The sequence below is a fragment of the Ensifer sp. 4252 genome (assembly GCF_050434565.1).
In the GTDB taxonomy this organism is placed as follows: Bacteria; Pseudomonadota; Alphaproteobacteria; order Rhizobiales; family Rhizobiaceae; genus Ensifer.
Genome location: NZ_JBNDIU010000002.1, coordinates 261,118 through 282,311 on the forward strand (window position 1 = coordinate 261,118; position 21,194 = coordinate 282,311).

Genomic DNA, 21,194 nt, shown 5'->3' on the forward strand with positions numbered 1-21,194 from the left:
TCGTTCACAAGGGATATAATAAGCTTTCCTTATCATACCCGTTGCCAACTTTCAACGCGAGAGCCGGCGAGGCTCAGCCCTCGAGCTCCTCGCGCAGCATCTCCAGTTCCAGCCATTCCTCTTCCATGCGCGCGAGATCGCCGCGAAGCTTTTCCAGCTCCTGCGCCAGTTTTGCAAACGTGTTCGGGTCCTTGGCAAAGAGGTTGGGATCGGCCATCCGCTCCTCGCGCTTGGCGGCCTCGACTTCCGCCTTGGCGATCTCCTTCGGCAGGTTCTCCAGTGCGAACTTCTGCTTGTAGGAGAGCTTGCCCTTGGCCTTCGGCGCCTCGGCTGTAGCGACAGCAACGTCGGCGACCTTGGCCTTTTCCGCCTTCTCGGCCTTGCGCCGCTCTTCGATGGCGCCCTTGCGCTGCGCCATCATGTCGGTATAGCCGCCGGCATATTCGATCCAGCGACCGTCAGGCGCCTCCGGATTGGCGGGCGCGATGGTCGAGCTCACGGTGCGGTCGAGGAAGTCGCGATCGTGGCTGACAAGGATGACGGTTCCGGCAAAGCCTGCGACGACCTCCTGCAGCAAGTCGAGCGTCTCGATATCGAGATCGTTGGTCGGCTCGTCGAGGATCAGGAGATTGGTGGCGCGGGCAAGGATGCGCGCCAGCATCAGCCGGGCACGCTCGCCGCCCGAAAGCTCGCGGATGGGGGTGCGCGCCTGCTCCGGCTGGAACAGGAAATCCTTCATGTAGCCGGTGACATGGCGCTGTTCGCCGTTGACGATCAGGCTCTCGCCCCGCCCGTCGGTCAGGTAGTGGGCAAGCGTATCCTCGAGGTTGAGATCCTCGCGCTTCTGGTCGAGCGTCGCCATTTCAAGATTGGTGCCGAGCTTCACAGTGCCGCTGTCCGGCTCGATTTGCCCGGTGAGCATCTTCAGAAGCGTCGTCTTGCCGGCGCCGTTCGGGCCGACAAGGCCGATCCGGTCGCCGCGGTGGACGCGAATGGAGAACGGCGCAACGATCGTCCGTTCGCCGTAGGCCTTGGTGATCTTTTCCGCCTCGATGACCAGCTTGCCCGATTCCTTGGCGTCGGAGGCCGTCGCCTGCACGGAGCCCTGCGGCCCCTTGTGGCCGCGATGCCGCGAGCGCATGTCCTGCAATTCGCCGAGACGGCGCATGTTGCGCTTGCGCCGGGCGGTAACGCCGTAGCGCAGCCAGTGCTCCTCGCGCTCGATCGCCTTGCCGAGCTTGTGCTGTTCCAGTTCTTCGGCCTCCAGCACCTCGTCGCGCCAGGCCTCGAAATGGCCGAAGCCACGGTCGAGCCGGCGCGACTGGCCACGGTCGAGCCAAACCGTCGCGGTCGATACCTTCTCCAGGAACCGCCGGTCGTGCGAGATCAGCACAAGGGCCGAACGGCTGCGAGTCAGCTCGTCTTCAAGCCATTCGATCGTCGGCAGGTCGAGATGGTTGGTCGGCTCGTCGAGCAGGAGGATATCGGGCTCCGGCGCCATTACCCGCGCAAGCGCGGCGCGTCTCGCCTCGCCGCCGGAAAGGCGCGCCGGGTCTTCTTCGCCGGTCAGACCCAGGTGCTGCAACAGATAGGCGACGCGGTACGGATCATCGCCGGGACCAAGCCCCGCTTCCGCATAGGCCTGCACCGTGTCGTATCCCTCGAAATCCGGTGCCTGGGGCAGGTAGCGAACCGTCGAGGACGGATGGCGGAAGACCTCGCCGGATTGCGCTTCGGCAAGGCCGGCGGCGATCTTCATCAGCGTCGACTTGCCGGAACCGTTGCGCCCGACAAGGCAGATGCGATCCCCCGGCTCCACCTGCAGGTTGGCGCCGGCAAGAAGCGGCGCGCCACCGAAGGTCAGGAAGATATCGTCGAGTTTCAGAATGGGAGGCGCCAAGGCTCAGGCTCCGGAAAGGTCATAGGGGCGAGCGAGAACGATCGCCCGGCCGGTGTCGAGGGAAATGCGAAGGGGACCCTCCGCGACATTGGAAACGGTGCGGGAAGACCCGAACGGCAGCGTGAAATCGGTGAGCGGATAACGCGCATTGACGATCGAGAGGCCGAAGAGATCGGTTAGTCCGAGGATCGAGAATAGGCTGCCCTTCGGCAGATCGATTTCGATCTCGCCTGTAAGCAGCGGATAGGCCTCCTCGTCGCCCGAGGTCATGAACACCGGCAACCCACGCTCGGCCAGCGAAACGGCCTGAAGCAGATGCAGGAAGGCATGGTCGCTGCGGGTGCCGCCAAGCGCGCCGGCAAAGATCAGGGCTTCGGCACCGCGCGAAAGGGCCGCCTCGACAGCGATTTCACCGTCGGTCGCGGCCTTGGCGGCGGGATAGGGCTCGCGCGGGACGCCGGCAAACGCCTCAAGCAACGTCGCCTCGGTCGAATCGAAATCACCGACCCAGACGTCGGGGATCACCGCCAGGGTCCGCGCATGTCGCATGCCGCCATCGGCCGCAACGAAGCGGCTGCCTGCAAGCTGGCGCGCAAGGCGATCGGTGGGGGTGAGTGCACCGCCGAGCAAAATGGTGAAGGTGGATCGGGCCATGGCAAAGCCCATAGCGCAAAGGCACGGGCAAGGAAAAGCAAGAAAACCGAACAAGGCCGCGATCCGGCGATTTTGCGTCACCGTCGCCAGTGATCGTCACTGATCTTCAGGCAAGGGATCCGGAAACAGCATGTCCGCATAGATGCCGGGTGTCGAATCGGGGATCTCGATGGCGCCCACCGTGCGCCGGTAGAATTCTGTCGGGCCGACGCCGCCGATGATCGCGTAACCATAGCCCGCATCGCGCATCGCCTTGAGGCTCTCGCGCAGCAGCGCCTCGCCGATCCCGCGCCCGCGCATGGTCTCGTCGACGCCGGTCGGCCCGAAGAAGCCGAGGGCGGTGACGTCGTGGCAGGCAAAGCCGACGATCCGATCCTGAAACACTGCAATGTGCATGCGGGTCGGCGTCGCGGCGAAGGCAGCCTCCGCCTCGCCCGCCCAGCCGGAGCCGAAGGTCTGCTCGATCCAGGGAACTGCGAGCCGGCGCTCGGGCGCCATCGCGCGGTGGATGCCGATGCCGTCGCTAAGCGGTGATCTCGGTTGTGCCGGCAGGGCATAAAGGCGAACGAGCATATCTGCCATCGGAGGCTCCTTCCGCGTCCGGGTCTTCAAACTCCGCCGACGAATTTACCCCATGCGCTGCCGGGCGGAAATGCGGGGCGGGCGCTTTCGCCGTCCCCAAACTTCGCTTGCCATCAAACCGGCACGGCGGTAAATCTCTACCCGCTCTAACGGGGTGCCTTCCGACCGCATGGCGGCCGAAGGCTGAGAGGCGTTGAACGCCAACCCGCGGAACCTGATCCGGCTCATACCGGCGGAGGGATTAGACGCGATCGGATCGATACGCCCTTTTCCCATGCAACATCATTTTTAGGGAGAGGTGCCTGCCATGTCCAATTCATCGCCACAGAAGGTTCTTAGCCGGCTAGCGCTTGCCGCGACGGCGGGCCTTGTCTTCGCGGCCAATGCGGTTGCTGCCGACAAGTCGCTGACCGTCTATACCTATGAAAGCTTCATCACCGAATGGGGCCCGGGTGCCAAGGTCGCCGAAGCCTTTGAAAAGACCTGCGAATGCAAGGTCACCTATGTCGGCGTTGCCGATGGCGTCGAGCTTTTGACGCGCCTCAAGCTTGAAGGTGCAGCCTCCAAGGCCGACATCGTGCTTGGCCTCGACACCAATCTCGTCGCCGAGGCCAAGGCCACCGGCTTCTTCGCGCCGCACGGCATCGAAGCGGCAAACGTCAAGGTGCCCGGCAACTTCTCCGACGACACCTTCCTTCCCTATGACTACGGCCATTTCGCCGTCGTCTATGACACCCAGACCTTGAAGACGCCGCCGAAGAGCCTCAAGGACCTGGTCGAGGGCGACCCGTCGCAGAAGATCGTCATCGAGGATCCGCGCACCTCGACACCGGGCCTCGGCCTGCTTCTCTGGGTCAAGGCTGTCTACGGCGACGAGGCGGACGCCGCCTGGGCCAAGCTCAAGGACCGGGTGCTGACCGTGACGCCAGGTTGGTCGGAGGCCTACGGCCTCTTCACCAAGGGCGAGGCGCCGATGGTGCTCTCCTACACCACGTCGCCCGCCTACCACATGGTGGCGGAAAACACCGACCGCTACCAGGCGGCCGCCTTCTCGGAAGGTCACTACATCCAGATCGAAGTTGCCGGCATGACCAAGAGCGCCAAGGAACCGGAGCTTGCCAAGCAGTTTCTCGCCTTCATGACCGGTCCGGAGTTCCAGTCGATCATTCCGACCACCAACTGGATGATGCCGGTCGCCGCGACCAAGGAGCCGCTGCCGGAGGCTTTCAGCAAGCTGGTCAATCCGGAAAAGACCTTCCTGCTGCCGTCCGAAGAGGTGGCCGCAAACCGCAAGGCCTGGATCGACGAATGGCTCGCTGCCATGAGCAAGAACTGAGGCGCATTTGTTCGCGCCTGCCGAAAATCGCATCACGATTACCGCCGGGGCATTGGGTCTCGGCGGCATCCTGCTGTTCGTCGGTCTGGCGATTGCAGCCCTTCTCTTCCAGAGCGGAGACTTCGGCAATGGCGTGCTGTTCGATGCCTATATCTGGCGGGTGACGCGCTTCACCCTGCTGCAGGCCAGCCTTTCAACGCTGCTTTCGGTTCTCCTTGCCATCCCGATCGCCCGCGCACTGGCGCGTCGGACAACCTTTCCCGGTCGCGTCTGGGTGCTGCGGCTCATGGCCCTGCCGCTTGGCCTGCCCGTGCTGGTCGGCGCGCTCGGGCTGATCGAGATCTGGGGCCGGCAGGGCGTGCTCAATACGGCCCTTGCGGGGCTCGGGTTGCGGCAGCCCGTCAGCATCTACGGCCTCTTCGGCATCCTGCTTGCCCACGTCTTCTTCAACATGCCGCTAGTCGCACGCCTCTTTCTCGCCGGGCTCGAGCGCATTCCTTCGGAATACTGGAGAACCGCCGCCAATCTCGGCATGCCGCCGGCCGCTCTCTTCCGCTTCGTCGAGTGGCCGGTCCTTCGTGGATTGCTGCCGGGGGCCGCCGGCCTCGTCTTCATGCTCTGCGCCACCAGTTTCACCCTGGTGCTGACGCTCGGCGGCGGGCCTGGCGCCAGCACCATCGAGGTCGCGATCTACCAGGCGCTGCGCTTCGATTTCGACCCGCAGAGGGCAATCGCCCTGTCGGCCCTACAGATCGTCATGACCGGTGCGCTGCTCCTGATCCTGGCCCGTGTCGCGACGAAACCTGAGCAAAGCGTAACCAGCGGTCGAGCCTCGAAGCGATACGATGCGGGCAAAGGCATCGCTCGCCTGTCCGATGCCGGTTGGATCCTATTCGCGCTCATCTTTATCGGCGCGCCGCTGATCGCAGTCGTCGGTTCTGGCCTGCATGCGGATCTGGTGAAGCTTGCCGGCGACCCGACCGTACATCGTGCCCTCATCACCAGCATCGTCATCGCCGTCCTCTCGGCAATCCTTTGCGTCACCATGGCCGCCGCGATGATCCGCGCCGCAAGTACCGTCATAGCGCGTCGCCACGCACCGACCTTGGCCAGGGCCTTTGCCGGCACGGTCACCGCCAGCACGTCGCTGGTGCTCCTGGTGCCGCCCGTCGTGTTGGGCGCGGGATGGTTCCTGCTTCTGCGCCCCTTTGGCGATGTCGCACGGTTCGCCCCAGCCATCGTCGTCGCCATCAATGCACTGATGGCGCTGCCCTTCGTGCACCGGATCCTGGCTCCGGCCATGGCAACCCATGCCGCACGCACCGACCGGCTGACGGCAAGCCTCGGCATCCGCGGCTTCCATCGCCTGCGATGGATCGACTTGCCGCCGCTGAGCAAACCCTTGCTGATGGCGTTCTCCTTCGCCATGGCGCTATCGCTCGGCGACCTCGGCGCCGTGGCACTGTTCGGCTCGCAGGACATGGTCACGCTGCCGTGGCTGCTCTACAGCCGGATGGGCAGTTATCGCACCGCGGATGCAGCCGGTCTGGCGCTCTTCCTCGGCCTCATCTGCCTGATCTTCACCATGCTCGGCACGGCCGGCGACAGGCGCGTGCCGGAAGGACGAAACGCATGAATTCCCAGGCAGCAGTAGAGCTCGTTGGCGTCGACATCCGCTACGACACCACGGCGCTGCACTTCGATTGCGCCATTCAGCCAGGCGGCATCGTCGCGGTTGCCGGGGCCTCCGGGTCGGGAAAGTCGACGCTCTTTCACGTTATCGCTGGTTTCGAGGCACCGGATCGGGGAGAGGTTCGCATTCTCGGCAAGGCGATGTCGGGACAAGCGCCGGCAGAACGACCCGTTTCCATTGTCTTCCAGGACAACAACCTGTTTGCGCATCTCGACGTGGCCACCAATGTCGGCTTCGGCATCAGTCCCTCGCTTCGCCTGTCAGTCGCCGATCGTGCACGGATAGACGACGCCCTTGGCCGCGTCGGCCTCGACGGCTTCGGCAAGCGCCTGCCGCCGACGCTGTCCGGCGGCGAACGCCAGCGTGTGGCGCTGGCGCGCGCCCTGGTGCGACATCGCCCGCTGCTGCTGCTCGACGAGCCTTTTGCCGCTCTTGACCCCGGCATGAGGGCCGGCATGCGGGCACTGCTGCGGGACCTGCACGATCAGGAAAACAACACGATCCTGATGATCACGCACCATCCCGATGACGTGAGGGCGCTCGCCGATAGCGTGCTTTTTCTGGACCAGGGGCGTATCATCGCGCATGACCCGGTCGAACGTTTTCTCGAACGGCGCGACATGGCGGCCATCAACCGCTTTCTCGGCAACGAGTGATGCGACGTGGAATCTTGCCCCGCGTAGCACTTCGCCACAATTTGACCGCCGCGCCATGCGACGCGCGGATTATCCGGCCGGGCGTCACGAATATTCGCGTATCCGTTGCCGTGATACCACGGGGCAACTATTTCTACCGGGGTAAACTAGGCAGGTGGCGCTGAAATCAGATACAGCAAGACCAGGGCTGGAATACTCTTGTCGGATCGGACGTATCCGGCTGAAAAAATAAGACTTTTAACGCTGCCCGGTCCCCATGGTGGGGTGGCGTTGGATGGGAAACGGGCTGAGGCATGGAAAGTCATACAGTCAGAAACGACCGGTTCCCGCCCAAGCGCGGAGGCCTCCGGACACGTGCTGTGGTTGCATTGCTGGCGACGACGCTGCTTTCCGCCTGCCAGTCGGTGATCGAGCAGACCTACGAGCCGACCGTCTCACCGTCCTCCAATCCGCAGATCGTCGACGAAGTCCAGAAGAACGACCCCCGTGCCCAGCTCGGCGCCCGCGAACACCCGCGCATCGTCGCCAGCTACGGCGGGGAGTACAAGGACGCAAAGACGGAGCGGCTGGTCGCCCGCATCACCGGCGCACTGACGGCCGTCTCGGAAAACCCGCAGCAGTCCTACCGCATCACCATTCTCAATTCCCCGGCGATCAACGCCTTTGCGCTGCCCGGCGGCTATCTCTATGTCACCCGCGGTCTGCTGGCGCTTGCCAATGACGCGTCCGAGGTCGCGGCCGTGCTGTCGCATGAAATGGCGCACGTTACGGCCAACCATGGCATCGAGCGCCAGCAACGGGAAGAAGCGGAAGTCATCGCCAGCCGTGTGGTCTCCGAGGTGCTGTCCTCGGATCTCGCCGGCAAGCAGGCGCTGGCGCGCGGCAAGCTGCGGCTGGCCGCCTTCTCCCGCAACCAGGAGCTCCAGGCGGACGTCATCGGCGTGCGCATGCTCGGTGAAGCCGGTTACGACCCGTATGCGGCGGCACGCTTCCTCGATTCCATGGCTGCCTACAGCCGCTTCTCGGCCGTCGATCCGGAAGCCGACCAGAGCCTCGACTTCCTGTCGAGCCACCCGAATGCCCCGCAGCGCGTCGACCTCGCGCGCCGGCACGCGCGCGCGTTTGGCGCCGAGGGCACCAGCGGCGACCGCGGGCGCGACTATTATCTCGCCGGCATCGACGGCCTGCTCTATGGCGACAGCCCGCAGGAAGGCTATGTCCGCGGCCAGACCTTCATGCACGGCCAGCTCGGCATCCGTTTCGACGTGCCTACCGGCTTCCAGATCGACAACAAGGCCGAAGCGGTCCTGGCAACCGGACCTGGCGACGTGGCGGTCCGCTTCGACGGTATCGCCGACACGGCCCGAAAAAGCCTGACGGATTACATCGCCAGCGGCTGGGTGACCGGCCTGCAGCCCGACACCATCCGTCCGATCAGCGTCAACGGTCTTGAAGCCGCAACGGCCCGCGCGTCCGCCGATCGTTGGGATTTCGACGTCACGGTCGTGCGCATCGACAACCGCATCTACCGCTTCCTGACCGCCGTTCCAAAGGGATCGCGCGCGCTGGAGCCGACGGCAAACCAGCTGCGCACATCGTTCCGCAAGATGACGCCAGCCGAAGCGCAGTCGTTGAAGCCGCTGCGCATCCGTGTTGCCGTGGTCAAGCCCGGAGAGACGATCGCCACGCTGTCCGCCCGGATGATGGGAACCGACCGCAAGCTCGATCTGTTCCGACTGATCAACGCCATGCAGATGACCTCGACCATCAAGCCGGGCGATCGCGTGAAGATCATTTCCGAGTAAACGCCAACGGCGCCGCACCATCCCTGGTCCGACGCCGTCTATGTCGTTGCATCAAGGATGCGGATGTGTCCGCGCCTTATGCCGTCGTTGACGCGTTCAGTTTTCGGCGTGAGCGCACGACCGCATCGTCACCTGTCCGACCCGTATCCTGACTGGATGGCCACTTCGGCCTTCTGCCGGAATTGCCTCAGTGCACGACGGATGTCAGCGCCGGGGCTTTGGTTGCCAGCGCCGCCCTGAGCTTTTCCAGCGCGCGCGTCTCGATCTGGCGGACCCGCTCCTTGGAGATGCCGAGGTCGAGCCCGAGCTCCTCCAGCGTTGCACCTTCCTCCGACAGCCGCCGCGCGCGGATGATCCTCATCTCGCGCTCGGTCAGAGCACCCATGGCGTCATGGAGCCAGATGCGGGCACGCTCGCCGTCGATCATGTCGCTCACCTGTTCGTCAGGCAGCGGCGCGTCGCTTGCGAGAAAGTCGAGGCGCTCTCCACCATCGCTATCCGCCCCACCGACCGGTGCCTGCAGCGAGGTGTCGCTGCCGGAAAGGCGGGCATCCATGGTCTGAACGTCGGCAATGCTGACCCCGAGCGCCGCGGCAATTTCTTCGTGCATGGCCTGCGACGTGAGCTGACGATCGCCCTGCGCAAGCCGCGCGCGCAGCCGCCGAAGATTGAAGAACAGCGCCTTCTGCGCCGAGCTGGTGCCGCCACGAACGATCGACCAATTGCGCAGAACGTAGTCCTGCATCGAGGCACGGATCCACCAGGTCGCGTAGGTCGAGAAGCGCACTTCACGGCTGGGCTCGAAACGTGCGGCAGCTTCGAGCAAACCTATATGCCCCTCCTGGACGAGATCGCCCATCGGCAGGCCGAAATTGCGGAATTTTGCCGCCATGGAAATGACGAGCCGCATGTGCGACATGGCGATCTTGTTGCGGGCGTCCTGATCGTGATCGTTTCGCCAGGCCTTTGCCAAGGCGTGCTCTTCTTCACGCTCGAGATAAGGCGCCTCCATCGCAATCTTGATCATGCGCCTGTCTGCTGTGAGAGTCCTCATCGATCGCTCCATGGCGGGCGCCTGGACGCCGCTAACGGGTGAAGTCCAAGGGCCGGACGGGAGGGACCCGACCGGCGCCGACGGCGGCTGGTGCGACGACACCGAAGCTTGAAGAAACGGTGCAGCGCCCTACTTCCAAACTACGAAGCTGAATTCTGACTGAAGATCGCAGCACCCAGATCGCCCCGGCAGGAAGGCGGCGCATCCCTGCCGGCTTTGGTAAATGCGCGTCGGCGAAAAAAGTTCCCTCGCCCGGACGAGAAAGCTGAAAACAGAACGCTGAAGACGAAAAAGCCCGGCGCAATGGCCGGGCTTTGTCTTGTCGTGATGGGGAAGAACTGGCGCTCTTTAAGCTGCCTCGTCCTGGGCGTCGTCTTCTTCGATCGCCTTGCCGCGCTTCGGACCCTTGTTAAGATTGGCTTCGACCAGGCGAACCGCCTCGGTCTCGGACATCTTGTTCACGGCCGCGATTTCGCGCGCCATACGGTCGAGGGCAGCTTCATAGAGCTGGCGTTCGGAATAGGACTGCTCCGGCTGGTTTTCGGCGCGGTAGAGGTCGCGCACGACTTCTGCGATCGAGATCAGATCGCCGGAATTGATCTTGGCATCGTATTCCTGTGCGCGGCGCGACCACATGGTCCGCTTCACGCGAGCCTTGCCCTGCACAACCTTCAACGCGCGATCGACGAAATCGGTCTCCGAGAGCTTGCGCATGCCGATGCTGACGGCCTTGGCGACCGGCACCTTCAGGCGCATCTTGTCCTTTTCGAAATCGATGACAAAAAGCTCAAGCTTCATGCCGGCAACTTCCTGCTCCTCGATAGCAACGATCTGTCCGACGCCATGGGCCGGATAGACAATCGATTCACCGGTCTTGAAGCCGTGGCGTGTCGAAGATTTTTTCTGCTGGGTCGTCATTCGTTTCAAAAACTCCCTGTTTCGCACCCGGCCATTCTTGGCCGGGGCCGGGTCAGTGAGGCCCGGGATAGACGGGGATACCGCCGGGTGGGTCCATCCTGGTCCGTCCAAAGGAACGCAAACAGTCCCATCAAACGCGGTCACAATAGAGAGACGCAACGATGCGTATCTGGAAAAACCGCGCTGTGGAGATCGTTTGCTTTCGTGAGGTTTTCGGGCGCGCAAAAACACCCTCTGTGGATCAGTAGAAGGACCCTATCACAAAAAACTGCGGAAATCAATAATTTGCTGCATGGCAGCCATCAAGCCGCCATTCTCGCAACTGCGAGGGCGGAGCCTGATTTTCCCCAGATTTGACGCCGGGGTCACTATCGTTTCGTCAGCCTCGGCGCACGGACCGAAGCCGAACGCCTCAATCGCCCTGACCAGGTTCGGCAGAGAAGTACTTCTCGTACTTTCCTTCGACCCCGTCCATTTCCTTGGCTTCCGGCATCGCATCGCGCTTGATCGTGACGTTCGGCCACTTGGTGGCAAAATCAGCGTTCACTTTCAACCACATATCAAGGCCCGGCTCGGTGTCGGGCTTGATGGCCTCGGCAGGACATTCCGGCTCGCAGACGCCGCAATCGATGCATTCGTCAGGATGAATGACGAGAAAATTCTCGCCTTCGTAGAAGCAGTCCACCGGGCAGACTTCAACGCAATCCATGTACTTGCAGCGAATGCAATTGTCGGTCACGACATACGTCATGAGGTACTCCAGCCAATGCTCACGTTTGATGGCAGACCGCAATCAATGGTGATGCTCATGTCCGCGCATGCTAGGAATGTCCGGCGCGCATAGCTGCCGAAGCAAGACCGATGCACCCAACGTGGGTTGTCAGGTAAAGGCTTTATGGACCCTTTGCAAGAATATTCAATGCGCAAAACGCCGCGCTGAAGGCAGAGTTTTCTAATCGTCGAGCGGATTGAAACCGGGCTTCAGCCGGTCGGTTTCGCGCCGCTCCTTCTTGGTGGGTCTTCCCGCCCCGGGCTCACGCGTCGCCAGGTCGAAAGCCGAGAGCTTTTCCCGCGGCTCCGTCGGCGTCAGGTCCTCGTAGAGCAGCCGCGCCTCCTCGGAAGGGCCGCGTCGTTCGCCGGGCAGAAGCACACGCACGATCACGTCGCGCCGCTCAAGCGACACGGCGAGCACATCGCCCGCCTTCACCTGGACGGAGGACTGCTTGACCCGATCGTCATTAACAGTGACATGCCCCGCCTCGATCGCCTTTTGGGCGAGCGAGCGGGACTTCAACAGGCGCGTGAAGAACAGCCATTTGTCGAGACGCTGGCGTGATGCCGGGTTGGACGCAGACTGTTTCTCCATGGCGTTCCTACTTCTTCATCTGCTCCTTGAGAGCAGCAAGCTTGGCAAAGGGCGAATCCGGATCGATCGGCTTCTCCTTGCGCGGCGGGCGTGCCTCGAACTTGGCCGCGTTCGGCTTGCCGCCGCGATCGTGCCGATCGTGGCGATCCTGCCGCTGACCGCCCTCGGGCTTGCCGTCGTGCCGCTTGCCGCGCGCCGGTGCACCGCCCTTGCGGCCGCCTTCGCGTCCCTCGCCCTGGGCCTGTCCTTGCCCTTGTCCCTGACGCGGGCCGCCGCCGCGGCGCTGGTCACCCTGGTGACGTCCGCCCTGGCGCTGATTGTCCTGGCGGGTGCCTGGACGCCAGAGCAGAACCGGCTTGGCTTCAGCAGCCTCGGCGCCTTCTTCCGCGGTCGTCTGGGGCGCGGCAGCTTCGCCTTCGGCTGTGGCAGGCTCGGCAGAGGCAGATGCCTCGGTTTCAGCCGCCGGTTCACCGTCGGCGCTTGCATCCGCATCGTCATGGTCTGCAGCGGCTTCGCCGGCAGGCTCGCTCTGGGCAGCAGCAGCGCCGCCCTGGCTTGCCAGGAACGCAGCTGCGTCTTCGGCCTTCACGCTGTCTGCGCGGTAACCGAGACCCTTGAGGATTTCTTCCATGTCATCGGGCGTCGCGCCGAGAATGGAAAGCATCGAGGTCGTTGCGGTGAAGCGACGGCCGTCATAGGCGCCTTCCGGACGCGGCTGTGCGCCCGGCTTCCATTGTAGCAACGGACGGATGAGATCCGCCAGACGCTCGAGGATGTCGATGCGAACGGCACGCTTGCCGAGGAAACGGAAGCCCGCGAGCTTGTAGAAAGTCCGCTCAAAAGTGGGGTCGGTGACAACAGACGTGCGACCTGCGGCCAGCATCGGAATCAGATCGCCGTAGCCAGCCTTGTCGAGGCCATCGTTCTTCAAGGCCCAGAGCAGCGTGATGAGCTCGGCCGGAGCCGGCTTCAACAGCGCGGGCAGGAAGATGTGATAGGCGCCGAAGCGAACGCCATACTTGCGGATCGAGGCACGACCGTCCTGGTCCAGCGACTTCACCTCTTCGGCGACGTCACGGCGGAACAGCACGCCGAGATTTTCGACCAGCTGGAACGCCAAGCCCTTTGCGAGACCTTCGAGATCCTCGGCGCGCGAGATATCGTCGAGCGGCTTCAGCACGGTGCCGATATGATGGTTCACGAAGCGCTCGATACGGGCGACGACATGCTCGCGCGCATTGGCCTGCAGTTGCTCGTCGGCAAGCAGGATGACGCGCGGACGCATGACATGGTCGCTCGCCGCAAGCCGAGCCACGGGATCGCCGAGCCAACGCACCAGGCCGTCGGACGACAGCGCAAGGTCGCCATTCCCGGAGGCATGCAGACGCGCCGCACGCGCTTCGAACTCGAGCGCCAGCGCCTTTTGCGCAGCACCCTGCACGGCCTTGGCGTCCGGTCCGTCTCCGCCGGTCGCCAGCGTAAACCGGAAACCGGTTAGTTGTCCTACGTGATGGCCTTCAACGAAGACGTCACCATTCACACTGATTTCAGCTTCCAGCATAGCATTCTCTCTCAGGCGCTTCATGAGCACAGATGTCCTGCGATCAACAAAGCGTTTCGTCAACCGTTCATGTAGTGCGTCGGACAATCGATCTTCAATTTCCCGCGTCTTTTCTTGCCAGTGTGTCGGATCGGCAAGCCATCCGGGCCGGTTCGACACATAGGTCCAGGTTCTGATCTGCGCGATTCGCGCCGAAAGTGTGTCGATCTCGCCATCGGTAAAGTCCGCCCGTCGAACCTGTTCGGCCATGAAATCTTCGTTCACGGTACCGCGACGCACGAGGTCGGCATAGATCGTGGAGATCAGATCGGCGTGTTGAGCCGGGGTAATGCGGCGATAATCCGGCAATGCACAGGCTTCCCACAATTTCTCGACCCGGTCCGGCGTCGTCGCCAGATCGGCCACTTCGGGATAGCGCGACAAATGCTCGAACGCCTGCTGATCCACCGCAGGTAGTGCGCGCGCAAGCCCCGGAATTGTCGGGGCGGCATCGAGGCTTCGCTTCAACGCGGCAAGCGACGCATAATCGAACGCCTTGGAACGCCATTGCAGCACCTTGAGCGGGTCGAATTCATGCGACTCGATGCGGTGCACGAGTTCGTTGTCGAACGGATCGACCCGGCCGGTGACGCCGAACGTGCCATCGCGCACGTGCCGGCCGGCACGCCCGGCGATCTGCGCCAGTTCGGCCGGATTGAGGTTGCGGAACTGGTAACCGTCGAACTTGCGGTCCTGCGCGAAGGCGACATGGTCGACATCGAGGTTCAGGCCCATGCCAATCGCATCGGTCGCCACCAGATATTCGACGTCGCCTTCCTGATAGAGCGCGACCTGGGCATTGCGTGTGCGTGGTGAAAGAGCCCCGAGCACGACGGCAGCACCGCCGCGCTGGCGGCGGATCAGCTCGGCAATCGCATAGACCTCGTCGGCCGAAAAGGCGACGATGGCCGAGCGATGCGGCAGGCGGGTGATCTTCTTCGACCCAGCATAGAGCAGCTGCGACATACGCGGACGTTCGACGACGGTGATGCCCGGCAGCAACTGCTCAAGGAGTGGCCGCATTGTTGCCGCCCCGAGCAGCAGCGTCTCGCCACGACCGCGCAGATAGAGCAGCCGGTCGGTGAAGATGTGGCCACGCTCGAGATCGCCGGCGAGCTGCACTTCGTCGATCGCCACGAAGGATGCCGTCGTCTCGCGCGGCATCGCCTCGACCGTGCAGACCGAATAGCGGGCGCGATGCGGGGTGATCTTTTCTTCGCCGGTGATCAGCGCAACGTTGTGATGGCCGACCTTTTCGACAAGACGCGTATAGACCTCGCGCGCCAAAAGGCGCAGCGGCAGCCCGATGACGCCGCTGTCGTGCGCGATCATGCGCTCGATCGCATAATGCGTCTTACCGGTATTGGTTGGCCCGAGCACCGCGGTGACGCCGCGGCCGCTCAGGATCATGGGGTGAACGGACACGTCATCGATCCCGGGCATTCAAGAACATAAGAGGCGCCTTTACGCGCCGGCGGCAAACACATGCCCACGCACCGCGGCAAACGCAAGGGGCGCCGGCAACTAAAACCATTTCCCGGCAAACCTGAGCCAGTCCGCACCACCATATCTGGATGCGCGAAATTAAGGTCTGGAACAGCCATGGAACGAATCGGCGACGAATCGCTGACTCCACTCGATTCACTGTATGTTCACGGCTACATATAGATTTCAACTGCCAATATCGCACCACATGCTGAATCACGTCGCCGGCACCCAGTGCTGGGCGCGCCAAGGGCGTTAACCCCGGTTGCCGGAATATTAAGAGCGGCAAGGGATTCGGAATCCAAGACTCTGGAAAGTTTAGGAAATTTTAACCGAAGAATCTGGCGGATTCAGCAGAATCAAGGAATGAGAATCGCCGCGTTAACACGTGATCAAAGCCGGAACGAATCGACGACGAATCGCAGACACCATCGCGTTCCATTTTCGTTCTCCACAACATATAGTATCTCGGCGCGAAGTGAACGATAGATCCGGCACCTGGTTTTCCGGCTCACGGGCAAGATATCGAGGCGCCGTTAACCTCTTGCCGCAGCGCCAGGCGGGCGATGCAAGCACAAACGGCGCCCCCCAAGGAGCGCCGTCAAAATCGTTGAAGGCTGACGGATCAGACGAAGAACTGTCCGCCGTTGGCCGAAATCGTCGACCCCGTGATGAAACCGGCATCGTCGGATGCGAGGAAAACCACGCAGCGGGCAATCTCCTCCGGCTCGCCGAGGCGACCGACCGGGATCTGCGGAATGATCCGCTCGTTGAGAACCTTTTCCGGTATCGCCCGAACCATCTCCGTGCCGATGTAACCCGGGCAGATCGCGTTGACGGTGATGCCCTTGGCAGCCCCTTCCTGAGACAGCGCCTTGGTGAAGCCGAGATCGCCTGCCTTGGCGGCCGAATAGTTCGCCTGCCCCATCTGGCCCTTCTGGCCGTTAATCGACGAAATATTGATCACCCGCCCGAAGCTGCGGTCCCGCATCCCCGACCAGACCGGGTGAGTCATGTTGAACAGGCCGGTGAGGTTGGTATTGATCACTTCGCCCCATTGCTCCGGCGTCATCTTGTGGAACATGGCGTCACGGGTGATGCCGGCGTTGTTGACGAGCACTTCGACCGGCCCGAGGTCGGCTTCGACCTTGGCAATGCCCTCGACGCAGGACTGATAGTTGGAAACGTCCCACTTGTAGACCGGGATGCCGGTTTCCGCCTTGAAGGCCTCTGCCTTTTCGTCATTGCCGGCATAGTTGGCAGCAACCTTATATCCTGCATTCTTCAGCGCGATAGAAATCGCAGCGCCAATGCCGCGTGACCCACCCGTAACCAATGCTACCCTGCTCATGCTCGCCTCCCACTTGATTAATTCAGTTTATCAAAGGCCTTCTTCATCAATTTTTCGCCCAGATGCTGCCCGTAGATCTTGGCCGCGGCCTGAAACTGCGGATCGGCAAGCATGGACATTCCGACCTCGCACTTGGTCAGCGCGAGATTCATCAACAGGCTGCTCACCTGCACGATATGCGATTTGACGCTGCCGCTGTCGTCATTGAGAGCAGCGATCATCAGATTCTTGAAAACGGTTTCGTCGTCGGCCGTCGTGTGGTCCAGCATGCACTGGACCACCTTTGCCTGATCGAACGGCGGAGACGTCGCAAACGCTTGAGCCGTCGACGAAGTGACGAACAGGACTGAAAGGATCAATCCGCTGACATGACGCATACGGCGGCCGGTCAGAGGCGCTCGACGCACATGGCGACGCCCATGCCGCCGCCGATGCACAACGTCGCAAGGCCCTTGGTAACGCCGCGGCGCTTCATTTCGAACAGCAGCGTGTTGAGAACGCGGGCGCCCGATGCGCCGATCGGGTGTCCGATCGCAATCGCGCCGCCGTTGACGTTGACGATCGACGGGTCCCAGCCGAGATCCTTGTTGACCGCGCAGGCCTGTGCCGCAAAGGCTTCGTTGGCTTCCACCAGCTCGACGTCGCCGATCGCCCAGCCGGCCTTCTCCAGCGCCTTGCGCGATGCCGGGATCGGGCCCGTGCCCATGACCTGCGGATCGACGCCGGCCGTTGCCCAGGAGACGATGCGCGCGAGCGGCTGAATGCCGCGCTTGGCGGCCTCCGCCTCGGTCATCAAGAGAGTGGCGGCAGCACCGTCATTGAGGCCGGATGCGTTGCCGGCGGTGACTGTTCCTTCCTTGTCGAAGGCCGGACGCAGCTTGGTCATCTGGTCGAGCGTTGCGCCATGGCGGATATATTCGTCCTGGTCGACGATGACGTCGCCCTTGCGGCCCTTGACGACGAACGGGACGATCTCGTCGGCGAAACGACCCGCCTTCTGCGCCGCCTCGGCCTTGTTCTGCGACGCGAGCGCGAACTGGTCCTGCTCCTCGCGGGTCAACTGCCACTGGCGCGCGACATTCTCCGCGGTGATACCCATGTGGTAGCCGTAGAAGGCGTCCGTCAGGCCATCCTTGATCATTGTGTCGATCATCTTGAAGTCGCCCATCTTCACGCCGCCGCGCAGGTGCGAGCAGTGCGGCGCCATCGACATCGACTCCATGCCGCCGGCGATGATGATCTCTGCATCGCCGGATGCGATCTGCTGCATGCCGAGCGCGACTGCGCGCAGGCCCGAGCCGCAGAGCTGGTTCATACCCCAGGCGGTCTTTTCTGGCGGAATGCCCGCCTTCATCGCGGCCTGGCGCGCCGGGTTCTGGCCTTCGCCAGCCTGCAGCACCTGCCCGAGGATCACCTCATCGACCTCGCTCGCCTCGACGCCGGCGCGTTCGAGCACCGCCTTGATGACGGCGGCGCCAAGTTCGTGGGCCGGTGTGTTGCCGAAGGCACCGTTGAAGGATCCGACGGCGGTACGTGCCGCGCTGGCGATCACGATGGAGGGATTGCTCATGGGGGACGTTTCCTCAGATTTTCTTGCGTGACGGCAGCAGACTGGCAAAGCGCGGCGCGCAAGTCAAACGCCTTGATGCACTGCCGCAAAACCGTCATCCAGCGCTGACTGCGAGATTTCGCACTTGCGTCGCCGCATCGCACAAAGACATTGTCAGCGGCGTTCGTTTGCGGATACTCTGAAAAGTAGAAAAAGACGGACCGCGGGTAATGAGGAGAGCCTGATGGCGAAGAACGACGGCCAGATCGTAATCAAGAAATATGCGAACCGGCGGCTCTACAACACCGGGACCAGCACCTACGTCACGCTCGACGACCTGGCTGTGATGGTGAAGAAGGGCGAAGACTTTACCGTGCAGGACGCCAAGTCCGGCGAAGACATTACCCATTCGGTTCTGACGCAGATCATCTTCGAGCAGGAATCCAAGACCGGCAACACGCTGCTGCCGATTTCGTTTCTGCGCCAGCTGATTTCATTCTACGGCGACCAGATGCAAATGGTCGTGCCGAGCTATCTCGAGCACTCGATGCAGGCCTTTACCGAGCAGCAGGTGCAGATGCGCGAGCAGATCAACAAGGCCTTCGGCGACACGCCGCTCGGCAAGAACCTGCAGGCGCCGCTGCAACTGGTCGAGGAACAGGTTCGCCGCAACACCGAGATGTTCCATCAGGCGATGCAGATGTTTTCGCCGTTCATTGCCTCGCCTCCGGTCAAGGAAACCAAGAAGGCGGAAGCCAAGGATATCGACGAGCTGAAGGAGCAATTGCGCGCCCTTCAGACCAAGCTCGACAATCTCGGCTGAGCGGTTGGCGGCAACGCCGCGGTCCACTTCGACACGCGGCGTGAGCGTTCTTCAGACCACTTCAAAGACCGATTGAAACGTCCCGGCCGGCCGATCGCATCGACACGGAGAAGCCGGCGATGACGTCGATGAAGCTGATCGTCATCAGGATGAAAAAGATCTGGGTTGCCGCCGAGGCGACCAGCAGGAACTCGACCAGGAACGCGATGAACAGCACCATCGACAACAGATGGTCCATCAACGCCCGCGTGCCGGTACGGGTCGCTTTCAGAATTTCCACGAAAAGCAGAAGCAGGGCCACGACGATCAGGAGGTCGCCGACGCTCATGGCCCATGTCGCGCCGGAAAGCATGGACAGCGACATCACGCCGGCACCCAGTCCGGCCGTGCCGCCGAAGAGGCCGAGCATGGCAAGGTTGTAGATGGCAAAGGGCAGGATCAGCAATGGAATGGCGGCAAGCATGAACAAATGCGCTCCCTCTTCGATGGATGATCGCCGCATACGCGCCAAGTGACGCCCGAGACCACCACGCTTACTTAACGTGTCCTCTCCGTCGAGAAGATGTCGGCCTCACAAAAGAAAAGGGCTGGCAAAGCCAGCCCTTTAACTCGGTCCGCCAATGTCAGCGCTTATGCGCTTTCCTTCGGGGTCAGGACCTGGCGACCACGGTACATGCCGGTCTTCAGGTCGATGTGGTGCGGGCGACGCAGTTCACCGGAGTTCTTGTCTTCGATGTAGGTCGGCGTCTTGAGGGCGTCAGCAGAACGGCGCATGCCACGCTTGGACGGGCTCGTTTTTCTTTTAGGTACAGCCATTTCATTCTCCACTTATCGGGCAAAACACTGTTCAGCAGCCGAAATGGCCGTATAAAACAGATGTTAATCACGGAAATTTGGCGCGCTTATACATGGCGAACTGCCGCTTGACCAGTCCCCAAGCGCAATTTTTCGACTCCTCCTCGCAAGGAAGTCGAATCAGACTTCGTCCTCGGCAACGATCCACGGTTCCGCCCGTGCAGCCGCTTCCCATTTGCGAAACGCCGGGTGCGCCTTTATCCGCTCCATATACCCCAAAGTCGTGGGGTCGCTAACGAGATTGTAGACGTCGAAGCGGTTAACCACAGGTGCGTACATCGCATCCACAGCCGTAAACGCCCCGAAGAGGAACGGACCGCCCGAGCGCGCGAGCGCGTCTGCCCAGATCGTCTCGATGCGAGCGACATCGGCGCGCACGTCGTCGGAAACCTCAAGGGCCTGCTTCTTTCGGCGGACGTTCATCGGGCAGGCGCTGCGCAAGGCGCGAAAGCCCGACAGCATCTCGCAGGCATAACTGCGCGCCCGCGCGCGGTCCTGTTGGTCTGCCGGCCACAGGCCAGCCTCCGGAAACAGCTCGGCGGCATATTCGATGATCGCCAGCGACTCCCAGATCCTGACATCACCGTGCACGAGGAGCGGCACACGTCCGGTTGGCGAGATTTCCCGCAGCTTCGGATTCCCGGCGGCAAAATCGAAGGGAATGACGACGTCCTCGAAAGGGATGCCGCAGGCCTCGAACGCCAGCCAGGGCCGCAACGACCAGGACGAATAGTTCTTGTTGCCGACGTAAAGGGTAAGTCCGGTCATTCAATTTCCTCGATTGCTGGTCGTTCCGAGAAAACGATAAGCTCCTCGAAATGGTTCATGTCCTCGAACGAGCAGAAGGCTGGGGGATCGAGTTCGACCACGGACGCTCGCTCCCTGAGATAGGCCAATTGCTCCATCAGCATCTCCTGCCATCGCGGAAGCACCGCATCGTCGAGCCAGTCGATGATATAGGCAAAGGTGATGTGGAACGCGTAGTCGTCATGGTCCGGGTGGCGATATCCGAACACCTCGGCCAGGGCATCGCGCCAGGCCCTGAGCCGCAACCGATCAGCGGCGCTATCACCCTCGAGCACGAGACCGACCGGCGTGACGCCCGTAATGCGCGCCCGGAACGGCTCCCGTGGCCAAAAATGCTTCAGCCGTGCACGGTAGTGCTCAGTCATGACGTCGATTGGCGTGTCGAGGGCCATATCGCCCGGCCAGTAGGGCAGCCGACGCCGATACTCGATGATGCCCTGGAAGATCGTCATGTGCAGGCTGGAAGGATGGGTGAAAGCAAACTGCCCGGCCTCGGGCATCGCCATCAAACGCTCGCGCACTGCCAGCAGAGAGGCTTGCGAAGGTGTTCCTGCCGTGACGTGGCAGACCACCGTGTTGCCCGGCTCCCGCAGAAAGCGACCATCCGTGGTGTAGCGGGTTCCGAGATGCTTTGGCGGGGCATGGTCCGCATTGCGGCCAAAGGCGAGAAGCGAGGGGGATATCGAGGACATGAAGCGATCGGGCCTTTCGAGTGGAGAGAGGCCCAGATGGCAGAACTCTACAACGTCAGGATGACATC

At 62.5% G+C, this 21,194-nt stretch carries 20 protein-coding genes and 1 riboswitch; of the genes, 5 read left to right on the forward strand and 15 right to left on the reverse strand.

Annotated elements, in window-relative coordinates:
- Positions 1–73: 73 nt before the first annotated feature.
- The 3 genes from ABIE33_RS08210 to ABIE33_RS08220 all read right to left on the reverse strand — a co-directional run bounded on the left by ABIE33_RS08210 (position 74) and on the right by ABIE33_RS08220 (position 3,136).
- On the reverse strand, positions 74–1,900 hold the full coding sequence (locus ABIE33_RS08210) for an ABC-F family ATP-binding cassette domain-containing protein (RefSeq protein WP_429123743.1): 1,827 nt from the start codon (positions 1,898–1,900) through the stop codon (positions 74–76).
- Positions 1,901–1,903: 3 nt separating this feature from the next.
- A complete protein-coding gene (locus tag ABIE33_RS08215) occupies positions 1,904–2,554 on the reverse strand; it encodes a thiamine diphosphokinase (protein WP_429123744.1) in 651 nt (216 codons plus the stop codon).
- Positions 2,555–2,650: 96 nt separating this feature from the next.
- Complete coding sequence (locus ABIE33_RS08220) at positions 2,651–3,136, reverse strand: GNAT family N-acetyltransferase (RefSeq protein WP_429123746.1); 486 nt, start codon at positions 3,134–3,136, stop codon at positions 2,651–2,653.
- 140 nt (positions 3,137–3,276) lie between these two features.
- A riboswitch (TPP riboswitch) is annotated at positions 3,277–3,394 on the forward strand.
- 49 nt (positions 3,395–3,443) lie between these two features.
- On the opposite strand from ABIE33_RS08220, the gene thiB reads away from it, so the two are divergent.
- From thiB to ABIE33_RS08240, 4 genes are all read left to right on the forward strand, one after another.
- Complete coding sequence (gene thiB, locus ABIE33_RS08225; RefSeq protein ID WP_429123748.1) at positions 3,444–4,472, forward strand: thiamine ABC transporter substrate binding subunit; 1,029 nt, start codon at positions 3,444–3,446, stop codon at positions 4,470–4,472.
- Between the two features lie 31 nt (positions 4,473–4,503).
- Positions 4,504–6,108 carry a thiamine/thiamine pyrophosphate ABC transporter permease ThiP gene (thiP, locus tag ABIE33_RS08230; RefSeq protein ID WP_429124043.1) on the forward strand — a complete coding sequence of 535 codons (1,605 nt, stop codon included), beginning with the start codon at positions 4,504–4,506 and terminating at the stop codon, positions 6,106–6,108.
- Positions 6,105–6,821, forward strand: a complete 717-nt coding sequence (locus tag ABIE33_RS08235; protein WP_429123750.1) for an ATP-binding cassette domain-containing protein — start codon at positions 6,105–6,107, stop codon at positions 6,819–6,821. The genes thiP and ABIE33_RS08235 overlap by 4 nt, the downstream gene beginning before the upstream one ends.
- 293 nt (positions 6,822–7,114) lie before the next feature.
- Positions 7,115–8,626: a M48 family metalloprotease gene (locus ABIE33_RS08240; protein WP_429123752.1), complete on the forward strand. Its 1,512-nt coding sequence runs from the start codon at positions 7,115–7,117 to the stop codon at positions 8,624–8,626.
- 187 nt (positions 8,627–8,813) lie between these two features.
- On the opposite strand, the gene ABIE33_RS08245 is transcribed toward ABIE33_RS08240, so the two are convergent.
- The 8 genes from ABIE33_RS08245 to ABIE33_RS08280 all read right to left on the reverse strand — a co-directional run bounded on the left by ABIE33_RS08245 (position 8,814) and on the right by ABIE33_RS08280 (position 17,970).
- Positions 8,814–9,680 carry an RNA polymerase factor sigma-32 gene (locus ABIE33_RS08245; protein ID WP_429123754.1) on the reverse strand — a complete coding sequence of 289 codons (867 nt, stop codon included), beginning with the start codon at positions 9,678–9,680 and terminating at the stop codon, positions 8,814–8,816.
- A gap of 348 nt (positions 9,681–10,028) precedes the next feature.
- Positions 10,029–10,598 (reverse strand): CarD family transcriptional regulator, encoded by a 570-nt coding sequence (locus ABIE33_RS08250; protein ID WP_025425216.1) that lies wholly within the window; start codon positions 10,596–10,598, stop codon positions 10,029–10,031.
- A gap of 412 nt (positions 10,599–11,010) precedes the next feature.
- Complete coding sequence (fdxA, locus tag ABIE33_RS08255; protein ID WP_025425217.1) at positions 11,011–11,349, reverse strand: ferredoxin FdxA; 339 nt, start codon at positions 11,347–11,349, stop codon at positions 11,011–11,013.
- A 201-nt stretch (positions 11,350–11,550) separates the two neighbouring features.
- Positions 11,551–11,964, reverse strand: coding sequence for an RNA-binding S4 domain-containing protein (locus tag ABIE33_RS08260; RefSeq protein ID WP_429123757.1), 414 nt, complete (start codon positions 11,962–11,964; stop codon positions 11,551–11,553).
- Between the two features lie 7 nt (positions 11,965–11,971).
- The gene (locus ABIE33_RS08265) at positions 11,972–14,974 is read right to left on the reverse strand and encodes a helicase-related protein (protein ID WP_429124045.1); all 3,003 of its coding nucleotides are present in this window, start codon (positions 14,972–14,974) and stop codon (positions 11,972–11,974) included.
- 700 nt (positions 14,975–15,674) lie between these two features.
- On the reverse strand, positions 15,675–16,400 hold the full coding sequence (locus tag ABIE33_RS08270) for a beta-ketoacyl-ACP reductase (RefSeq protein WP_429123759.1): 726 nt from the start codon (positions 16,398–16,400) through the stop codon (positions 15,675–15,677).
- Between the two features lie 17 nt (positions 16,401–16,417).
- Positions 16,418–16,669: a hypothetical protein gene (locus tag ABIE33_RS08275; protein ID WP_429123761.1), complete on the reverse strand. Its 252-nt coding sequence runs from the start codon at positions 16,667–16,669 to the stop codon at positions 16,418–16,420.
- 119 nt (positions 16,670–16,788) lie between these two features.
- Complete coding sequence (locus ABIE33_RS08280; protein ID WP_429123763.1) at positions 16,789–17,970, reverse strand: acetyl-CoA C-acetyltransferase; 1,182 nt, start codon at positions 17,968–17,970, stop codon at positions 16,789–16,791.
- Between the two features lie 223 nt (positions 17,971–18,193).
- Between ABIE33_RS08280 and phaR the strand changes: the two genes are divergently transcribed.
- A complete protein-coding gene (gene phaR, locus ABIE33_RS08285; RefSeq protein WP_053251673.1) occupies positions 18,194–18,772 on the forward strand; it encodes a polyhydroxyalkanoate synthesis repressor PhaR in 579 nt (192 codons plus the stop codon).
- Between the two features lie 61 nt (positions 18,773–18,833).
- Here the strand turns inward: phaR and ABIE33_RS08290 are convergent, their stop codons facing one another.
- From ABIE33_RS08290 to ABIE33_RS08305, 4 genes are all read right to left on the reverse strand, one after another.
- A complete protein-coding gene (locus ABIE33_RS08290; RefSeq protein WP_429123765.1) occupies positions 18,834–19,235 on the reverse strand; it encodes a hypothetical protein in 402 nt (133 codons plus the stop codon).
- 167 nt (positions 19,236–19,402) lie between these two features.
- Entirely contained in the window at positions 19,403–19,588 is a 186-nt protein-coding gene (gene rpmF, locus ABIE33_RS08295) for a 50S ribosomal protein L32 (protein ID WP_025425225.1), read from the reverse strand.
- Positions 19,589–19,747: 159 nt separating this feature from the next.
- On the reverse strand, positions 19,748–20,395 hold the full coding sequence (locus ABIE33_RS08300) for a glutathione S-transferase family protein (RefSeq protein ID WP_429123768.1): 648 nt from the start codon (positions 20,393–20,395) through the stop codon (positions 19,748–19,750).
- A complete protein-coding gene (locus ABIE33_RS08305) occupies positions 20,392–21,126 on the reverse strand; it encodes a DUF1868 domain-containing protein (protein WP_429123770.1) in 735 nt (244 codons plus the stop codon). The genes ABIE33_RS08300 and ABIE33_RS08305 overlap by 4 nt, the downstream gene beginning before the upstream one ends.
- Positions 21,127–21,194: the final 68 nt, after the last annotated feature.

Coding starts and splice junctions, on each gene's coding strand:
- ABIE33_RS08215 (WP_429123744.1), bottom strand. CDS start 2,554: ATGGCCCGATCCACCTTCACCATTTTGCTCGGCGGTGCACTCACCCCC.
- ABIE33_RS08220 (WP_429123746.1), bottom strand. CDS start 3,136: ATGGCAGATATGCTCGTTCGCCTTTATGCCCTGCCGGCACAACCGAGA.
- thiB (WP_429123748.1), top strand. CDS start 3,444: ATGTCCAATTCATCGCCACAGAAGGTTCTTAGCCGGCTAGCGCTTGCC.
- ABIE33_RS08235 (WP_429123750.1), top strand. CDS start 6,105: ATGAATTCCCAGGCAGCAGTAGAGCTCGTTGGCGTCGACATCCGCTAC.
- ABIE33_RS08240 (WP_429123752.1), top strand. CDS start 7,115: ATGGAAAGTCATACAGTCAGAAACGACCGGTTCCCGCCCAAGCGCGGA.
- ABIE33_RS08245 (WP_429123754.1), bottom strand. CDS start 9,680: ATGAGGACTCTCACAGCAGACAGGCGCATGATCAAGATTGCGATGGAG.
- ABIE33_RS08250 (WP_025425216.1), bottom strand. CDS start 10,598: ATGACGACCCAGCAGAAAAAATCTTCGACACGCCACGGCTTCAAGACC.
- fdxA (WP_025425217.1), bottom strand. CDS start 11,349: ATGACGTATGTCGTGACCGACAATTGCATTCGCTGCAAGTACATGGAT.
- ABIE33_RS08260 (WP_429123757.1), bottom strand. CDS start 11,964: ATGGAGAAACAGTCTGCGTCCAACCCGGCATCACGCCAGCGTCTCGAC.
- ABIE33_RS08265 (WP_429124045.1), bottom strand. CDS start 14,974: ATGATCCTGAGCGGCCGCGGCGTCACCGCGGTGCTCGGGCCAACCAAT.
- ABIE33_RS08270 (WP_429123759.1), bottom strand. CDS start 16,400: ATGAGCAGGGTAGCATTGGTTACGGGTGGGTCACGCGGCATTGGCGCT.
- ABIE33_RS08275 (WP_429123761.1), bottom strand. CDS start 16,669: ATGCTGGACCACACGACGGCCGACGACGAAACCGTTTTCAAGAATCTG.
- ABIE33_RS08280 (WP_429123763.1), bottom strand. CDS start 17,970: ATGAGCAATCCCTCCATCGTGATCGCCAGCGCGGCACGTACCGCCGTC.
- phaR (WP_053251673.1), top strand. CDS start 18,194: ATGGCGAAGAACGACGGCCAGATCGTAATCAAGAAATATGCGAACCGG.
- ABIE33_RS08290 (WP_429123765.1), bottom strand. CDS start 19,235: ATGCTTGCCGCCATTCCATTGCTGATCCTGCCCTTTGCCATCTACAAC.
- rpmF (WP_025425225.1), bottom strand. CDS start 19,588: ATGGCTGTACCTAAAAGAAAAACGAGCCCGTCCAAGCGTGGCATGCGC.
- ABIE33_RS08300 (WP_429123768.1), bottom strand. CDS start 20,395: ATGACCGGACTTACCCTTTACGTCGGCAACAAGAACTATTCGTCCTGG.
- ABIE33_RS08305 (WP_429123770.1), bottom strand. CDS start 21,126: ATGTCCTCGATATCCCCCTCGCTTCTCGCCTTTGGCCGCAATGCGGAC.